The following is a 15,115-nucleotide window of genomic DNA, read 5'->3' as shown; positions in this document are numbered from 1 at the left end:
CGTGTGGGTTATTAGGCAAGGCTATCCAGACTTTGGGGGCTTGGCTGACGTGACGGAGGCCCACCCGACCGACACCCACCCCGAGCCCGTCGCGATCATCGGGATCGGCTGCCGAGTGGCCGGCGACATCGGCACACCCGCGCAGTTCTGGAAGTTCCTGCTCGGCGGCGGCAGCGACGTGCGCGAGGTGCCCGAGGAACGCTGGGAGCCGTACCTGCGGCGCGACCCGCGCAACGCCGCGATCCTCAAAGACGTCACGCGGTGGGGCACGTTCCTCGACGACCTGCCCGGCTTCGACGCCGAGTTCTTCGGCGTCTCACCGCGCGAAGCCGAACTCATGGACCCCCAGCAGCGGCTCGCGCTCGAGGTCAGCTGGGAGGCGCTCGAACACGCCGGGGTGCCGCCGAAGTCGTTGGCGGGCAGCGACACCGCGGTGCTGATGGGCGTCAACTCCAACGACTACGGCAAGCTGATCATGGAGGACCTGCCCGGTATCGAGGCGTGGACCGGTATCGGCACCTCGCTGTGCGGCATCGCCAACCGGGTGTCGCACCTGTTGGATCTGCGCGGCCCCAGCGTCGCGCTGGACGCCGCGTGCGCGGCATCGCTGGTCGCGGTGCACCAGGCGTGCCAGATGCTGCGCACCGGTGAGACGTCGTTGGCGATCGCCGGCGGGGTCAGCGCACTCATCGGACCCGGCCTGACCCGGGTGCTCGACGTGGCGGGCGCCACCGCACCCGACGGACGCTGCAAGACATTCGACGCCGCCGCCGACGGTTACGGCCGCGGCGAAGGTGCGGGTGTGGTCGTGCTCAAACGCCTGAGCGACGCGCTGCGCGACGGGGACCACGTGTACGCGGTGGTGCGCGGCGGCGCCGTCGCGCAGGACGGCCGCACTGTCGGCATCATGTCGCCCAACGGTGAGGCGCAGGCCGACATGTTCCGGCGGGCATGCGAATTCGCGGGCGTCGCGCCCGAGAGCGTCAGCTTCGTCGAGGCGCACGGCACCGGCACGCCCAGCGGCGACCCCACCGAGGTGGGCGCGCTGGCGGCGGTCTACGGGCAGGGCAGGCCGGCCGACGCGCCGTGCCGCATCGGCTCGGTGAAACCCAACGTCGGTCACCTCGAAGGCGGCGCCGGGGTCATCGGGCTCATCAAAGCGGCCCTCGCGCTGCACCATCGGACCATTCCGCCCACCGCCGGTGTCACGACGCTGACCCCGGCCGTCGACTGGGCCGCGAGCGGCCTGCGGGTCCCCACGCGCACCGAGCCGTGGGACCACGCCGCCGGTGCCCCGCGCCGCGCCGCGGTGTGCAGCTACGGCTACGGCGGCACCATCGCCCACGTCCTGCTCGAGGAGGCGCCCGACACACAGGCTGCCGAAACCGCGCGGCCGCAGAGCTTCCCGATGATCCTGCCGATCTCGGCGCGGTCGACCACCCGCGTCCAGGCACAGGCCCGCGCGCTGGCGAACCGCCTCCGCGACGACGACACCCAGGCGCTCGAGCCGGTCGCGGCGACGCTGTGGTCGCGGCGCTCGCACGAACCGGTGCGCGCCGCGGTCGTGGCCGACACCGCCGCCGCGGCCGCCGAGGCGTTCACCGCCGTCGCCGGGGGCGACCCGGGGGCGGTCACCGGATCGGTGCTGCGCTCCGCGGCCGACGGCGCGGTGTGGGTGTTCTCCGGCCACGGCTCGCACTGGACCGGAATGGGTCGCGAACTACTCACCGCTGCACCGGAGTTCGCAGCGGTGATCGACACCATCGACCCGGTCTTCGGCGCTGAACTCGGCTTCTCGGCGCGCGCGGCGCTGTCCACTGGCGAACTCGGCGGCACCGACCAGGTGCAGGCCCTGACCTTTGCGATGCAGGTCGGTCTCGCGGCGGTGCTGCGCGGGCGCGGTGTCAGGCCCGCAGCGATCATCGGACACTCGGTCGGCGAGGTCGCCGCGTGCGTCACCGCCGGGGTGTTCGACCTGACCGTCGGCGCCGCGGTCGCCTGCTACCGGGCCCGCGGCTTCCGGTCGGTGCTCGGCAAGGGCGCGATGGCCTTGGCGCGCCTGCCGTTCGACGAAGCCGAGCGCCGGCTGGCCGGCCGCACCGACGTGGTGGCGGCGATCAGCGCCTCCCCGCAGTCGACGGTGATCTCCGGTGTGGTCGCCGGGGTCGAGGACCTGTGCCGGCAGTGGGGCGACGAGGGCGTGATGATGCGCCGCGTCAACACCGACGTCGCGTTCCACAGCCCCGCGATGGACGATCTGACCGCCGAGCTCGGCCGGCTCACCGGCCAGTTGCCGCCGCCGCGCCCACCGCAGATCCCGCTCTACACCACCGCGCTGCCCGATCCGCGCTCGGCGGCGCGCCGCGATCAGCACTACTGGGTGGCCAACCTGCGCGACCGGGTGCGGTTCGCCGAAGCCGTCTCGGCCGCGATCGACGACGGACACCGGCTGTTCCTGGAGGTCTCGGCGCACCCGGTGGTCGCGCATTCGATCGTCGAGACCCTCACCGAATCCGGCGTCGACGACCACGCGGTGGTCCCGCTGCTGCGCCGCGACCGTCCCGAAACGCGCTCCGTCGCAACGGCCGTCGCGCAGCTGCACTGCCACGGCGCGCCCGTGGACGTCGGTCTGCCCGCCGCGGCGCCGTGGGATGCCGACGTACCGGTGACCCAGTGGCAGCACCGGCGCTTCTGGCGCACCCCGACCCCGCCGCCCGGCGGGCGCGCGGTGCACGACGTGGACAGCCACACCCTGCTCGGCGGCCGCACCGAGGTGACCGGTGCGGTGGCCTCCCGCATGTGGCAGACCCGCGTCGACCTCGACACCCGGCCCTACCCCGGCGACCACCCGGTCAAGGGCACCGAGATCGTGCCCGCCGCGGTCATCGTCAACACGTTCCTGGCCGCCGCCCGCGCCATGGACAGCCGACGCGGCCGCGCCGGCGATCTCGTCGACGTCCGGCTGCGGACACCCGTCGCCCCGGGCCGCGCCCGCGACGTGCAGGTCGTGCTGCAGGATCGCGGGTTGACCCTGGCCACCCGCCTCGTCGACGACGAGGACGACGAGGACGGCGGCTGGCTCACCCACTCCAGCGCGGTGGTCGCCGCCGACGAGGACATCGAGGACCTCGTCGGTGACGTCCTCGACGAGGGCGCCGCCCGCGACCGCTGCCCCGAGGCGCTGCCGTCGGGCCACGTCGTCGACACGCTCGCCACGCTGGGCGTGGCCGCGATGGGATTCGACTGGGAGATCCTCGAATTGCACGGCGGTGACGGCGAACTGATCGCCAAGGTCGCCGCCCGCGGTGACCGCACCACCCCGGCGACGTGGGCGTCGCTGCTCGATGCCGCCACCTCGGCGGCCTCGACGGTGTTCGGCGGGCCGCCGCGGCTGCGGATGCCGGCCCGCATCGAACGCGTCCAGGTGCACGGGCAGGCGCCCGACGTCGCGCTGCTGCACGTCCGGCGCCGGCCCGGCGGGACGACGACAGACGTGGTGCTGGCCGAGGAGTCCGGCAAGGTGCTGGCGGCGCTGACCGGGATGACGTTCGACGAACTCGAGAACCCTTCGGGCAGCGACGTTTCGCGGATGCTGCACCAGCTGTCGTGGCATCCGGTGCCGTGGCAGGACGACGCCCGACCGGCCGCGGTGACGGTGGTCGGCGGCGACGACGCCACCCGCGAACAGGTGGTGCGTGACCTGTCGGCCGCCGAGGTGCCCTACGACCTGCATGCCGACGCCACCGAATTCGCCGGCGCCGCTGCGGCATTGAACCGCGACACCGCGGTGCTGCTGATCCCGCGCCGCGGCGAGGACCCGCAGGCTTCGGTCGGTGCGGTGATGCAGACGCTGCGCGCGCTGCTCGACCACGGCGCCAAGGCGCGGCTCTGGGTGCTCACCGACCAGGTGTACGAGGGTGTCAACGTGGCCCACGCGCCGCTGTGGGGCCTGGCCAGGGTCGCCGCGGCCGAGCACCCGGACGTGTTCGGCGGCGTGCTCGACGTCGCGGCCGGACCGCTGCCGATCGGGGTGCTGGCCTCCGTGCACGGGCATCCCGTGGTCGTCGTGCGCGACGGCCGGGCCCGCTCGGCGCGGCTGGCGCCGGCCCCGCGCGGCACCGGCAGCCCGCTGCAGTGCTCGGCGGGCGGCACCTACCTGATCACCGGCGGCACCGGTGCGCTGGGTCTGCGGATGGCGCAGCGGCTGGCCGACATCGGGGCCCGCCGGTTGGTGCTGCTGTCGCGCAGCGGGATGCCCAACCGCACGGACTGGGACGCCGAGTCGGAACTGGTGCGCACCGTTTCGGCGCTCGAGGAGCGCGGGGTGTCGGTGCGGGTGCTCGCGGTCGACATCGCCGCCGCCGGCGCCGCCGACGTGTTGCGCGATGCGCTGCGTGAACTGCCGCCGGTGCGCGGGGTGATCCACGCCGCCGGTGTCGAGGCGGGCGCGCTGCTGGTCAACACCACGGCCGACGATTTCACCGCGGCCATGCGGCCCAAGGTCGACGGCACGCTGACCCTGCACGAGGTGTTCCCGCCCGAGCAACTGGACTGGATGGTGCTGTTCTCGTCGTGCGGCTACCTCGCGGGCTTCCCCGGCCAGGGCGCCTACGCGTGCGCGAACTCGTTCCTCGACGTGATGGCCCGCCACCGTCGCCGGCTCGGCGACCGCACGGTCAGCGTCGCGTGGACCGCGTGGCGGGGGCTGGGCATGGGGTCGACGTCGGGATTCGTCGCCGCCCAACTCGACGCGCTGGGCATGGACACCATCGGCGCCGACGAGGCCATGCGGGCGCTGGACCTGGCGATGCGGTACGACGAAGCCAATGTCGTTGTGCTGCCGGTACTTCCGGCTGCCGCATCGGTGCCGATGCTGGCCGATGTGGCGCCCGCCGCGCACGACGAAGCCGCTGTCGACGACGTCGCGGTCCCGGATCTGGCCGGCGCCGACCCGCAGCGGATCGCCGAGGTGGTGGCCGCCGCGGTCGCCGCCCAGCTGGGGGTCGCCGTGGACGACGTCGACACCGGGCTGCCGCTGGTCGAGCTCGGCGTGGACTCGATCATGACGGTCGGGCTGCTGCGCAGCCTGGAGAAGCAGACCGGGCTGTCGCTGCCGCCGACGCTGCTGTGGGAATACCCCACGGCCGCAGCCGTTTGCGAGCACATCGGCGAGCTGCTGTGCGCGCCGGCCGCCGAACAGGTGTCCTGACCGCCGGCCGCGAAACTGAAGGTATGTGCGAGATATCGGCGGGTTCTGCTACACAACCTCAGTTTCGGCGGCGGCGGCTCAGCCGGTCAGCTGGCTGACCACCTTCTTCTTGTCGACCTTGCCGACCGCGGTCTTGGGCAGCGCGGGCAGCGGCGCGAGCACATCGGGCCTGCAGTGCGACGAGACGCCGCGCTCGTCGAGGAACTCGTTGAGCTGAGCCAGGGTGATCGGCGCGCCCTTGAACACGACTGCCGCGCAGATCTTCTCGCCGAGATACTCGTCGGGCAGCGCGACCGCGGCCGCGGCGTACACCGCGGGGTGGGCGAACAGGTGCTCCTCGAGGTCGGACGCCGAGACCGTCTCACCGCCGCGGTGGATGACGTCTTTGATGCGGCCGGTCACCTCGACGTAGCCGGCGCGCGGGCCGTCGGCGAAGATGCGCACCCGGTCCCCGCTGCGGTAGAAGCCGTCCGGGGTGAACGAGCGCGCGTTGGCCTCCTCGGCGCGGTAGTACCCGTTGAGCGTGTACGGGCCGCGGACCAGCAGTTCACCCTCCTCGCCGGGGGGCACCTCGGCGCCGGACTCGTCGACCACCCGCATCTCGTCGTGCGGCGACATCGGCCGGCCCTGCGTGTTGACCACCACGTCGACCGGGTCGCCGGGCCGCGTGAAGTTCAGCATGCCCTCGGCCATCCCGAAGATCTGCTGCAACCCGGGGGCCAGGCCGTTGAGGATGTACTCGGCCTCCTGCGGGGTCATCCGGGAACCGCCGACCTGCACCACCCGCAGCGACGTCGGCAGCACGGGCTCCCACTCGCAGGCCTGGGTCCACACCTTGGCCAGCGCGTTGACCAGCCCGGTGACGGTGACCCGGTGCCGGTCGATCAGCGCGAACGCGGCCTCGGGGCTGGCGTCGGTGGTGAACACCGACGTCGCGCCGACGGTCATCGAGCCCAGCAGGCCCGGGCAGCCCAGCGGGAAGTTGTGCCCGGCGGGCAGCACGACGAGGTAGACGTCGTCGCCGGTCATGTGGCATTCCTGCGCATGGGTCCGAGCGGTGTAGACGTAGTCGTTGTGGGTGCGGGCGATCAGCTTGGGCAGCCCGGTCGTCCCGCCCGAAACCAGCAGCAGCGCGGGCACGTCGGCGTCGACCGGCGGCCGCTGCGGCAGCGGCCCGTCGAAATCGGCCAGGGCACGCCAGGATTGGTGGTGGCCCGGCTCACCGTGCACGAAAGCGTGTTGCAGCGCGGGGTTGTTGCGCACCAGGTCGTCGGCCAGGTCCCGGTAGTCGAAGCCGGCCACCACATCGGGCACGATCACGGCGACGGCGCCGCTGACCGCCGCGAAGTGGTTGAGCTCGGCCGACCGGTGGCCGGGCAGGCACATCACCGGGACCAGCCGCGCGCGCAGCACACCGAACAACGCCACCGCGAACTCGCAGATGTTCGGCAGCTGCAGCAGCACGCGGTCCCCGGGCGCCAGACCGCGGTCGCTGAGCGCGGCGCCGATCCGGTCGGCGCGCGCGTCGAGTTCGGCGAAGGTGTAGCTGACGTCGGGGTCGATGACCGCGGTGCGGTCGGGCCATTTTGCCGCGGCATCGCGCAGGATCGAGTCCAGCGGTTCGTCGGTCCAGTACCCCGCGCGTCGGTACTCCGCGGCGCGGTCGGCGGGGAACGGGACGAAACCGGTCAGCAGGTCGCCGACGTCGGGCTGCTGTTCTCCGGATCGGCGCTGCTCGGTACCGGTGCTCATGGCGGATACGCCCCTCGGGGTAGGTGTGGTCGTGGATCGAATATAAGGTAGCGTTCGCCGGGTTAGTTAGGGCAGCCTGTACTAATTCTGGAGGTCAGTGTGAGTGGTGCCCGCACCGTCCGCGACGAGGTGGCCGAACTGCTCGGCGTCAGCCCCGACGAGGTCGACCCCGACGCCGACCTGATCGCCTCGGGGCTGGACTCGATCCGCATGATGTCGCTGTCCGGGCGCTGGCGTAAACAGGGCATCGACATCAACTTCGCCGCGCTGGCCGAAAACCCGACTGTCGCAGCGTGGTCGGCGCTGGTGGCGCAGCGGTCGGGAACCGGGCACGACGCCGGCGCCGAGACCGCAGAACCCGCCGACCCGGCCGGCCCCAACGAGGACGACGGGCCGTTCCCGCTGGCCCCGATGCAGCACGCGATGTGGTTGGGCCGCAACGACGATCAGCAGCTCGGCGGCGTCGCCGCGCACCTCTACGTCGAATTCGACGGGGCGGGCGTGGACCCGGAGCGGTTGCGCTACGCGGCCACCAAACTCGTTGCGCGCCATCCGATGCTGCGCGTGGAGATCCTGCCCGACGGCACCCAGCGCATCGGTGACCGCGGCCTGCCGGTCACCGTCTACGACCTGCGTGACCTCGACGACGCCGCCGCCGACGAGCGGCTGGAGGAGATCCGGCACCAGAAGTCGCACCAGATCCTCGACGGCGACGTGCTGGAACTGAGCCTGTCGCTGCGCCCCGACGGTCGCACCCGCCTGCACGTCGACATGGACATGAACGCCGCCGACGCGGTGAGCTACCGCAAGTTCATGGCCGATCTGGCGGTGTTCTACCGCGGCGGCGACCTGCCCGAACTCGGGTACACCTACCGCGAGTACCGCGCGGCGTTGACCGCCACCGATCCGGGCCCGTCCGAGGAGGACCGGCGGTGGTGGGCCGAGCGGATCCCGGAGCTGCCGGAAGCGCCTGTGCTGCCGCTGGTTCCGCCCGCCGAACAACAGGACCCGCGGCGCAGCGTGCGGCTGTGGCACATCTTCGACGTACCCACCCGCGACGCGCTGTTCGCCGCCGCGCACCGCCGCGGCATCACCCCGGCGATGGCGGTCGCGGCGTCCTACGCCAACGCGCTGGCCCGGTGGTCGAGCAATCCGCGGTTCCTGCTGAACCTGCCGATGTTCGGCCGCGAACCGTTCCACCCCGACGTCGAGAAACTGGTCGGGTGCTTCACGTCGTCGCTGATGCTCGACATCGACCTGACCGAAACCCGCACCCCGACCCAACGCGCGCGGGCGGTACAGGAGACGTTGCACACCACCGCCCGCCACTCGCGCTACTCCGGGCTGTCGGTCCTGCGTGACCTCGGCAGGCACCGCGGCAACCAGGTGCTGGCCCCGATCGTGTACACCAGCGCGCTCGGCCTCGGCGATCTGTTCGCCGGCGAGGTCACCGACCAGTTCGGCGCCCCGGTGTGGACGATTTCCCAAGGCCCGCAGGTACTCATCGACGCGCAGGCCACCCCGCTGGTCGAGGGGCTGATGATCAACTGGGACGTGCGCGTGGACGCGTTCCGGCCCGGCGTCGCCGACGCGATGTTCGCCTACCACCTCGCCGAGCTGACGCGGCTGGCCACCGACGACGCCGCCTGGGACCGGCCCGACCCGCCCGCGGTACCCGAGGCCTCCGCGGCGGTCCGGCGCGCGGTCAACAGCACCACCGCGGCGCCCAGCGGCGAGGCCATCCACGACGGCTTCTTCCGCACCGCGACGCAACGGCCCGACGCGGTCGCCGTCGTCGGTGACGACGGCGAGCTGACCTACGGGCAGTTGCGCCAACGCGCGCTCGCGGTCACCAAAGCGTTGCAGGACAACGGGGTTCACCCCGGTGATCTGGTCGCGCTGATCGGCCCCAAGTGCGCCGAGCAGCTTCCGGCGGTGCTGGGCATCTTGGCGGCCGGCGCGGCGTACCTGCCGATCGGCGCCGACCAGCCCGCCGAACGCACCGCACGCATCTTGGGCACGAGCGGCGTCGCAGCGGTGCTGCTGTGCGGCGGCGCCACCGTCGAGGCCGACGTGCCGACGTTGTCGGTGGCCGACGCGGTCGCGGGTCATCCCGCCGCCGGGCCTGTCATCGTCGACCCCGACGCGCTGGCCTACGTGCTGTTCACCTCCGGTTCGACCGGTGAGCCCAAGGGCGTCGAGCTCACCCACGACGCGGTGATGAACACCATCGAGTTCGTCACCGACCACTTCGGTCTCGACGCGTCGGACCGGTCGCTGGCGCTGGCCTCGCTGGAGGCCGACATGTCGGTGCTGGAGATCTTCGCGCTGCTGCGCGCCGGCGGGACCGTCGTCGTCGTCGACGAAGCGCAGCGCCGCGACCCCGACACCTGGGCCCAGCTGATCCAGCAGCACGGCGTGACGTTCCTGAACTGGATGCCCGGCTGGCTCGACATGCTGCTCGAGGTCGGCGGCGACCGCCTGACCAGTCTGCGGGTGGTGCTGCTCGGAGGTGACTGGGTGCGCCCGGAACTCGTTCGGGCGCTGCGCAACTCGGCCCCTGGAGTGCGGGCGGCCGGCCTGGGCGGTGCGACCGAGACCGCGGTGCACGGCACCGTCTGCGAGGTCGACGAACTCCCTGCGCACTGGACGTCGGTGCCCTACGGCGTGCCGTTCCCGAACAACGCCTGCCGGGTCGTGGCCTCCGACGGTTCCGACTGCCCGGACTGGGTGCCCGGCGAACTGTGGTTCGCCGGACGCGGTATCGCCCGCGGCTACCGGGGCCGGCCCGATCTGACCGCCGAGAAGTTCGTCGAACACGACGGCCGGACCTGGTACCGCACCGGCGATCTCGTGCGCTACCTGCCCGACGGGTCGCTGGAGTTCGTCGGCCGCGTCGATCACCGGGTCAAGATCAGCGGCTACCGGATCGAACTCGGCGAGGTCGAGGCCGCGCTCAAGCGGGTCGCCGGCGTCGACGCCGCGGTGGCGGCGGTGCTGTCCGGCGAGCGCGACGTGCTGGCCGCGCTGGTGCGCACCGACGACCCGGCCGTCGACGCGCGCGCCGTCACCACCGCGCTCACCGATCTCGTTCCGGCGCACATGATCCCGAAGGTCGTCGTGGTCACCGACCGGATCCCGTTCACCGTCAACGGCAAGATCGATCGGCCCGCCGTCGCGCGGCTGCTGGTCGACGCGGAACCGCCTGCCGCGCAGGCTTATCGGGCTCCAGTAACGCCGCTGGAGTCCGCGCTGGCGGCGATCGTCGCCGACGTACTCGGGGTCGGTGACGACGTCCGCGTCGGCATGGACGACGACTTCTTCTCGCTCGGCGGGGACTCCGTGCTGGCCACCCAGGTGATCGCCAGGGTCCGGGACTGGCTGGACATCCCGACGGTGATGGTGACCGACATGTTCGCCGCGCGCACCGTGGCCGGGCTGGCCGACCGGCTCATCGCCCGCGAACCCGACGGCGAGCGGCTCAACGCCGTCGCCGAGGTGTACCTCGAGGTGGCCGAGATGGACAGCGCCGCCGTGCTGTCCGAGCTCGAATCGTCAGCCTAGAGCGGCCGCCAGGCGACGCCACTGATCGCGCGGGAACTCCCGCGGATCGGCGGTCAGCACCTGCACGCACACGTGGTCGGCGCCCGCGTCGTGGTGCTCGCGCACCCGCCGCAGCACGGTGTCCTCGTCACCCCAGGCGATGATCGCGTCGAACAACCGGTCGCTGACCGATGAGACGTCCTCTTCGGTAAAGCCGGATCGCAGCAGATTGTTCGCGTAGTTCGGAAGCGCGAGATACGAACGCAGCCAATCTGTTCCAAGCCGACGGGCCTCGTCGGCGTCGGTGGTCAGCAGCACCGTCTGCTCGGGCAGCAGCAGCGGCTCGTCACCGAGGTGTTCGCGGGCGTAGCGCGTGTGGTCGGGGGTCACCAGGTAGGGGTGCGCACCGCGGGCCCGAGTGGCCGACAGCTCGAGCATCTTGGGTCCCAGCGCCGCCAGCACCCGGTTGGCCACCGGAACCGGCTGCGCGGTCTTGTCGATGTCGTCGAGGTACTTGCGGGTCGCGGCCAGCGGCTTGCGGTACAGGCCGGGCTCGCGCGAGTCGATGAGCGGGGCGTGGCTCACGCCGATGCCCAGCAGGAACCGCTCGCCGTGCTGTTCGGTCAGCGACGCGTACCTGGCGGCCACGTCAGCCGGTTCGTGCATCCACAGGTTGAGGATCCCAGTCGCCACCGTCACCTGCTTGGTCGACGACAGCAAGTGGTCCACCGAGTCCAGCACCGGCCCGCCGACATCGGGGATCCACAGCGCGGTGAACTTCAGCTCCTCGAGTTCGGCGGCGGCTTCGGCGGCCTCACCCGGGTCGCCGTAGCGCAACTGCGAACTCCACACACCGACGCCTGCCAGATCCATGGCCGTCCTTTCGCTCGAGAATCCGTTCCCACGTTACGTACCGGACGGCGGCCGTCAGACGACCGGTAGGGTTAGGCGACCCTTACCCCTAGCTTCGGAGGGTGCATGACCGCTGTGCAGACCGCGCAGACCGACGTCGACGCCGCGTCGCCCGAATCCGCAGGCGACGCCGCGAAACGGGCGGCGACGTACGACAAGCTCGCGCTCCAGCAGTTGCTGGCCCCGACCCGCGCCCGCTCGGCCCGCGCGCAGCGCTATCAGCTGCTCGCGTCGCTGGCCACCATCGTGCCGTTCATCGGCATCGTCGAGATCGGCCGCGCCCTGCTGGCCGACGGGCCGCCGGACACCACGCGCATCTGGACCGTCGTCGCGGTGGTGATCGTGGCGCTGCTGGTGCGCGCCGTCGCCGGCGGCGCGGCGCTGGCCATCACCCACGCCGCCGACGTCGACCTGCAGCGGTCGCTGCGGCTGCGCATCGTCGACAAGCTCGGCCGGCTTCCGCTCGGCTGGTTCGGCACCCGGTCCTCGGGCGAGGTGCGCAAAGCCGTCCAGCACGACGTCGGGGAGCTGCACTTCCTGGTCGCGCATTCGGCGGTCGAGAACACCGGCGCGCTGGCCACCCCGCTGTTCGGTCTCATCTACTGCTTCTACCTGGACTGGCGGCTCGGGCTGCTGGCGATGGTGACGGTGCCGTTCTACATCGGCGTCTACGTCGCGCTGGGCCGCGACACCCGCACCCAGATGGAGCGCCTCGACCGCGGCGTCGAGCGCATCAGCGCCACGATCGTCGAGTTCATCGCCGGGGTCTCGGTGGTCAAGACGTTCGGCGAGACCGGCAAGGCGCACAAGCGTTTCGCCGACGCGGCCGACGAGTTCAACGACGGCTTCGCCGAGTGGATCGGACCGTTGGTGCGTGTCAAGGCGATTTCGTCGATCTTCATCGACACCCCGGTCCTGCTGCTGGCCAACCTGGCAGGCGGCTACTGGTTCGTCCGCAGCGGCTGGGTCAGCCCGATCGAGGTGCTGGGCGCGACGCTGGTCGCGGTCACCATCCCGGCCGCGGTGCTGACCGTCGGCTACTCCGCGCACATCAAACGTCAGGCGGCCGCCGCGGCGGGCCGGTTGCAGCGTCTGCTGGACACGCCGGCGCTGGCGGTGGCGCGCGAACCGCAGGTGCCGCGCGACAACTCGATCGAGTTCGACGACGTGCGGTTCAGCTACGACGGCGAACACACCGTGTTGCACGGGGTGTCGCTGACTCTGCCCGCCGGCACCATCACCGCGCTGGTCGGGCCGTCCGGCAGCGGCAAGTCCACGCTGGCGACCCTGGTCCCGCGGTTCCACGACGTCGCCGACGGCGCGGTGCGCATCGGCGGGGTCGACGTCCGCGACGTCGCGCCCGCCGAGCTGTACCGGCACGTCGGGTTCGTCCTGCAGGACGTGCAGCTGCTCGGCATCAGCGTCGCCGACAACATCCGCCTCGGCCGCGCCGACGCCACCGACGACGAGGTGGTCGCCGCCGCCACGGCCGCCCGCATCCACGACCGGATCATGGCGCTGCCCAAGGGTTATGACTCGATCGTCGACGAGGACGCGCACTTCTCCGGCGGCGAGGCCCAGCGTGTCAGCATCGCGCGCGCCATCCTCGCCGACACCCCGATCCTGGTGCTCGACGAGGCCACCGCGTTCGCCGACCCGGATTCGGAGGCCCAGATCCAGCAGGCGCTGTCGCAGCTGATCGTCGGGCGCACCGTGCTGGTCATCGCGCACCGGCTCGGCTCTATCGTGTCCGCCGACAATATCGTCGTGCTCGACGGCGGGCGGGTCGTCGAACAGGGCCGCCACGACGAGCTGCTGGCCGCGGGTGGCCAGTATGCGCGCATGTGGCAGACGTACACGGCGGGTAACGCACAGGAGAAGCAGGAGGTGGCCCGATGATCCGCGGATTCCTGCAGATCCTCGGCCCCGAGCGGGGCAAGATGTTCACTTTCCTGGCCGTCGTGAGCGTCTACGGCGTGCTGCACGGCCTGGTGATGCTGTTGCTGGTGCCGGTCACCGTCTCGCTGTTCGACGGTGACTACGCGGCCACCGGGCGGTGGCTGCTGCTGATGGCGCTGGCCGTGGTCGTCGGCGCCTTCGCCAACTACGCGCAGGCCAAGCTCGCGATCCGGATGGCGCTGACCACGATGCGGCTGCTGCACCACCGGATGGGCGATCACATGGTCACCCTGCCGCTGGGCTGGTTCACCCGCGAAACCGTCGGCAACGTCTCGCAGATCGCGGTCAAGGGCACCGTGTTCGTCGGCACCAGCGGCGGCAACCTGCTGACCCCGCTGGTGGTCAACTCGGTCAGCGCGGCCACCGTCGCGGTCGGCCTGTTCTTCTTCGACTGGCGCATCGGGGTGGTGGCCGTCGTCGGCGGCGCGCTGCTGGTCGTCTGCGGCCGGTTCACCTCGGGGCTGATCGCCGCCGCGGAGGTGCGGACCCACGACGCCGCGACCGAGGTCAACAACCGGGTGATCGAGTTCGCGCGCTACCAGCCGGTGCTGCGCGCGTTCGGCCGCACCGGTGCGGACTACAAGCCGCTCGGCGACGCGCTGGAGACCCACCACCGGGCCGGGCGCTCGGCGCTGTGGCAGTCGGTCGCCGGGCTGATGCTCAACGGCGTTGCGGTGCAAGCGGTTTTCTCGGTGCTGATCGCGGTGGGCGCCTGGATCGCGGTGAGCGGCGAGGTCAACCCGATCACGCTGGTCGCGATCCTCGGGCTGGCCGCGCGGTTCGCGTCCCCGCTCTCGCAGCTGGCCGAACTCGGGTCGGCGATGCGGCTCGCGACGACCGAACTGCAGCGCATCACCTCGATCCTGGAGACCCCGGCGCTGCCGGAGCCCGTCACCCCGGCGCGGGCCGGGCAGCCGGGCCGGGTCGAATTCGACGGCGTCGCGTTCGGCTACGGCGACCGCCGGGTGCTCGCTGACGTCACGTTCGTCGCCGAACCCGGCACGATGACCGCGCTGGTCGGCCCGTCCGGGTCCGGTAAGTCGACGATCACCAAGCTGATCGCCCGCTTCTACGACGTCGACGCCGGTGTGGTGCGGGTCGGCGGGGTCGACGTCCGCGATCAGCAGACCGCCGACCTGATGGCCCAGCTGTCGCTGGTGTTCCAGGACGTCTACCTGTTCGACGACACACTGTGGGAGAACATCCGCATCGGCCGCGCCGACGCCACCGACGACGAGATCGTCGAGGCGGCGCGCACGGCGGGGCTGCTGTCGGTGGTCGAACGCCTGCCCGACGGATGGCAGACCCGCGTCGGGGAGGGCGGTTCGGCGCTGTCCGGCGGCGAACGCCAGCGGGTGTCGATCGCCCGCGCCCTGGTCAAGAACGCGCCGATCGTGCTGTTCGACGAGGCCACCAGCGCGCTGGACCCCGAGAACGAGCACCACGTGGCGGAGTCGATCCGCACGCTCGCGCAGGGCAGCACGGTGATCGTGATCGCGCACAAACTGTCGACGGTGACGGCCGCCGACAACATCGTCGTGCTCTCCGACCACGGCACGGTCGAGGACCGGGGCACGCACGCCGATCTGATGCAGCGCGGCGGCCAGTACGCCCAGTTCTGGAACCAGCGTGTCGCCGCGAGCGGTTGGGTGATGGCCAAGCCCTAGCGCGGCTTGGGTGCCCTACCAGTCGACCAGCGAGTGGTAGCGCGCCGAAATGGCTGCCGTAGGCGTGTCCCGT

General features: G+C 71.8%; 6 protein-coding genes. 4 read left to right on the top strand and 2 right to left on the bottom strand.

Annotated elements, in window-relative coordinates:
* The first annotated feature begins 49 nt into the window (after nt 1–49).
* Nucleotides 50–5,209 carry a type I polyketide synthase gene (locus BHQ18_RS07300; protein WP_109789211.1) on the top strand — a complete coding sequence of 1,720 codons (5,160 nt, stop codon included), beginning with the start codon at nt 50–52 and terminating at the stop codon, nt 5,207–5,209.
* 78 nt (nt 5,210–5,287) lie between these two features.
* Here BHQ18_RS07300 and BHQ18_RS07295 read toward each other — a convergent pair whose 3' ends face one another.
* Nucleotides 5,288–6,961 (bottom strand): (2,3-dihydroxybenzoyl)adenylate synthase, encoded by a 1,674-nt coding sequence (locus BHQ18_RS07295; protein WP_069412923.1) that lies wholly within the window; start codon nt 6,959–6,961, stop codon nt 5,288–5,290.
* Nucleotides 6,962–7,048: 87 nt separating this feature from the next.
* Between BHQ18_RS07295 and BHQ18_RS07290 the strand changes: the two genes are divergently transcribed.
* Nucleotides 7,049–10,525, top strand: coding sequence for a non-ribosomal peptide synthetase (locus tag BHQ18_RS07290; RefSeq protein ID WP_069412922.1), 3,477 nt, complete (start codon nt 7,049–7,051; stop codon nt 10,523–10,525).
* On the opposite strand, the gene BHQ18_RS07285 is transcribed toward BHQ18_RS07290, so the two are convergent.
* The gene (locus BHQ18_RS07285; protein ID WP_069412921.1) at nt 10,517–11,377 is read right to left on the bottom strand and encodes an LLM class F420-dependent oxidoreductase; all 861 of its coding nucleotides are present in this window, start codon (nt 11,375–11,377) and stop codon (nt 10,517–10,519) included. The genes BHQ18_RS07290 and BHQ18_RS07285 overlap by 9 nt on opposite strands.
* A 105-nt stretch (nt 11,378–11,482) precedes the next feature.
* Here BHQ18_RS07285 and BHQ18_RS07280 point away from each other — a divergent pair, with 105 nt between their 5' ends.
* Both BHQ18_RS07280 and BHQ18_RS07275 read left to right on the top strand, forming a co-directional pair.
* Complete coding sequence (locus BHQ18_RS07280) at nt 11,483–13,315, top strand: ABC transporter ATP-binding protein (protein ID WP_069412920.1); 1,833 nt, start codon at nt 11,483–11,485, stop codon at nt 13,313–13,315.
* Nucleotides 13,312–15,042 (top strand): ABC transporter ATP-binding protein, encoded by a 1,731-nt coding sequence (locus BHQ18_RS07275; RefSeq protein ID WP_069412919.1) that lies wholly within the window; start codon nt 13,312–13,314, stop codon nt 15,040–15,042. Before BHQ18_RS07280 ends, BHQ18_RS07275 begins: the two co-directional genes overlap by 4 nt.
* The last annotated feature ends 73 nt before the right edge of the window (nt 15,043–15,115 follow it).

This window comes from Mycolicibacterium flavescens (assembly GCF_001722335.1).
In the GTDB taxonomy this organism is placed as follows: Bacteria; Actinomycetota; Actinomycetes; order Mycobacteriales; family Mycobacteriaceae; genus Mycobacterium; species Mycobacterium flavescens.
This window is presented reverse-complemented; position numbering and strand designations above follow the sequence as displayed.

Bases quoted from the DNA above. Each gene is read 5' to 3' on its own strand.
- BHQ18_RS07280 (WP_069412920.1), top strand. From the start codon at position 11,483: ATGACCGCTGTGCAGACCGCGCAGACCGACGTCGACGCCGCGTCGCCC.
- BHQ18_RS07275 (WP_069412919.1), top strand. From the start codon at position 13,312: ATGATCCGCGGATTCCTGCAGATCCTCGGCCCCGAGCGGGGCAAGATG.
- BHQ18_RS07285 (WP_069412921.1), bottom strand. From the start codon at position 11,377: ATGGATCTGGCAGGCGTCGGTGTGTGGAGTTCGCAGTTGCGCTACGGC.
- BHQ18_RS07295 (WP_069412923.1), bottom strand. From the start codon at position 6,961: ATGAGCACCGGTACCGAGCAGCGCCGATCCGGAGAACAGCAGCCCGAC.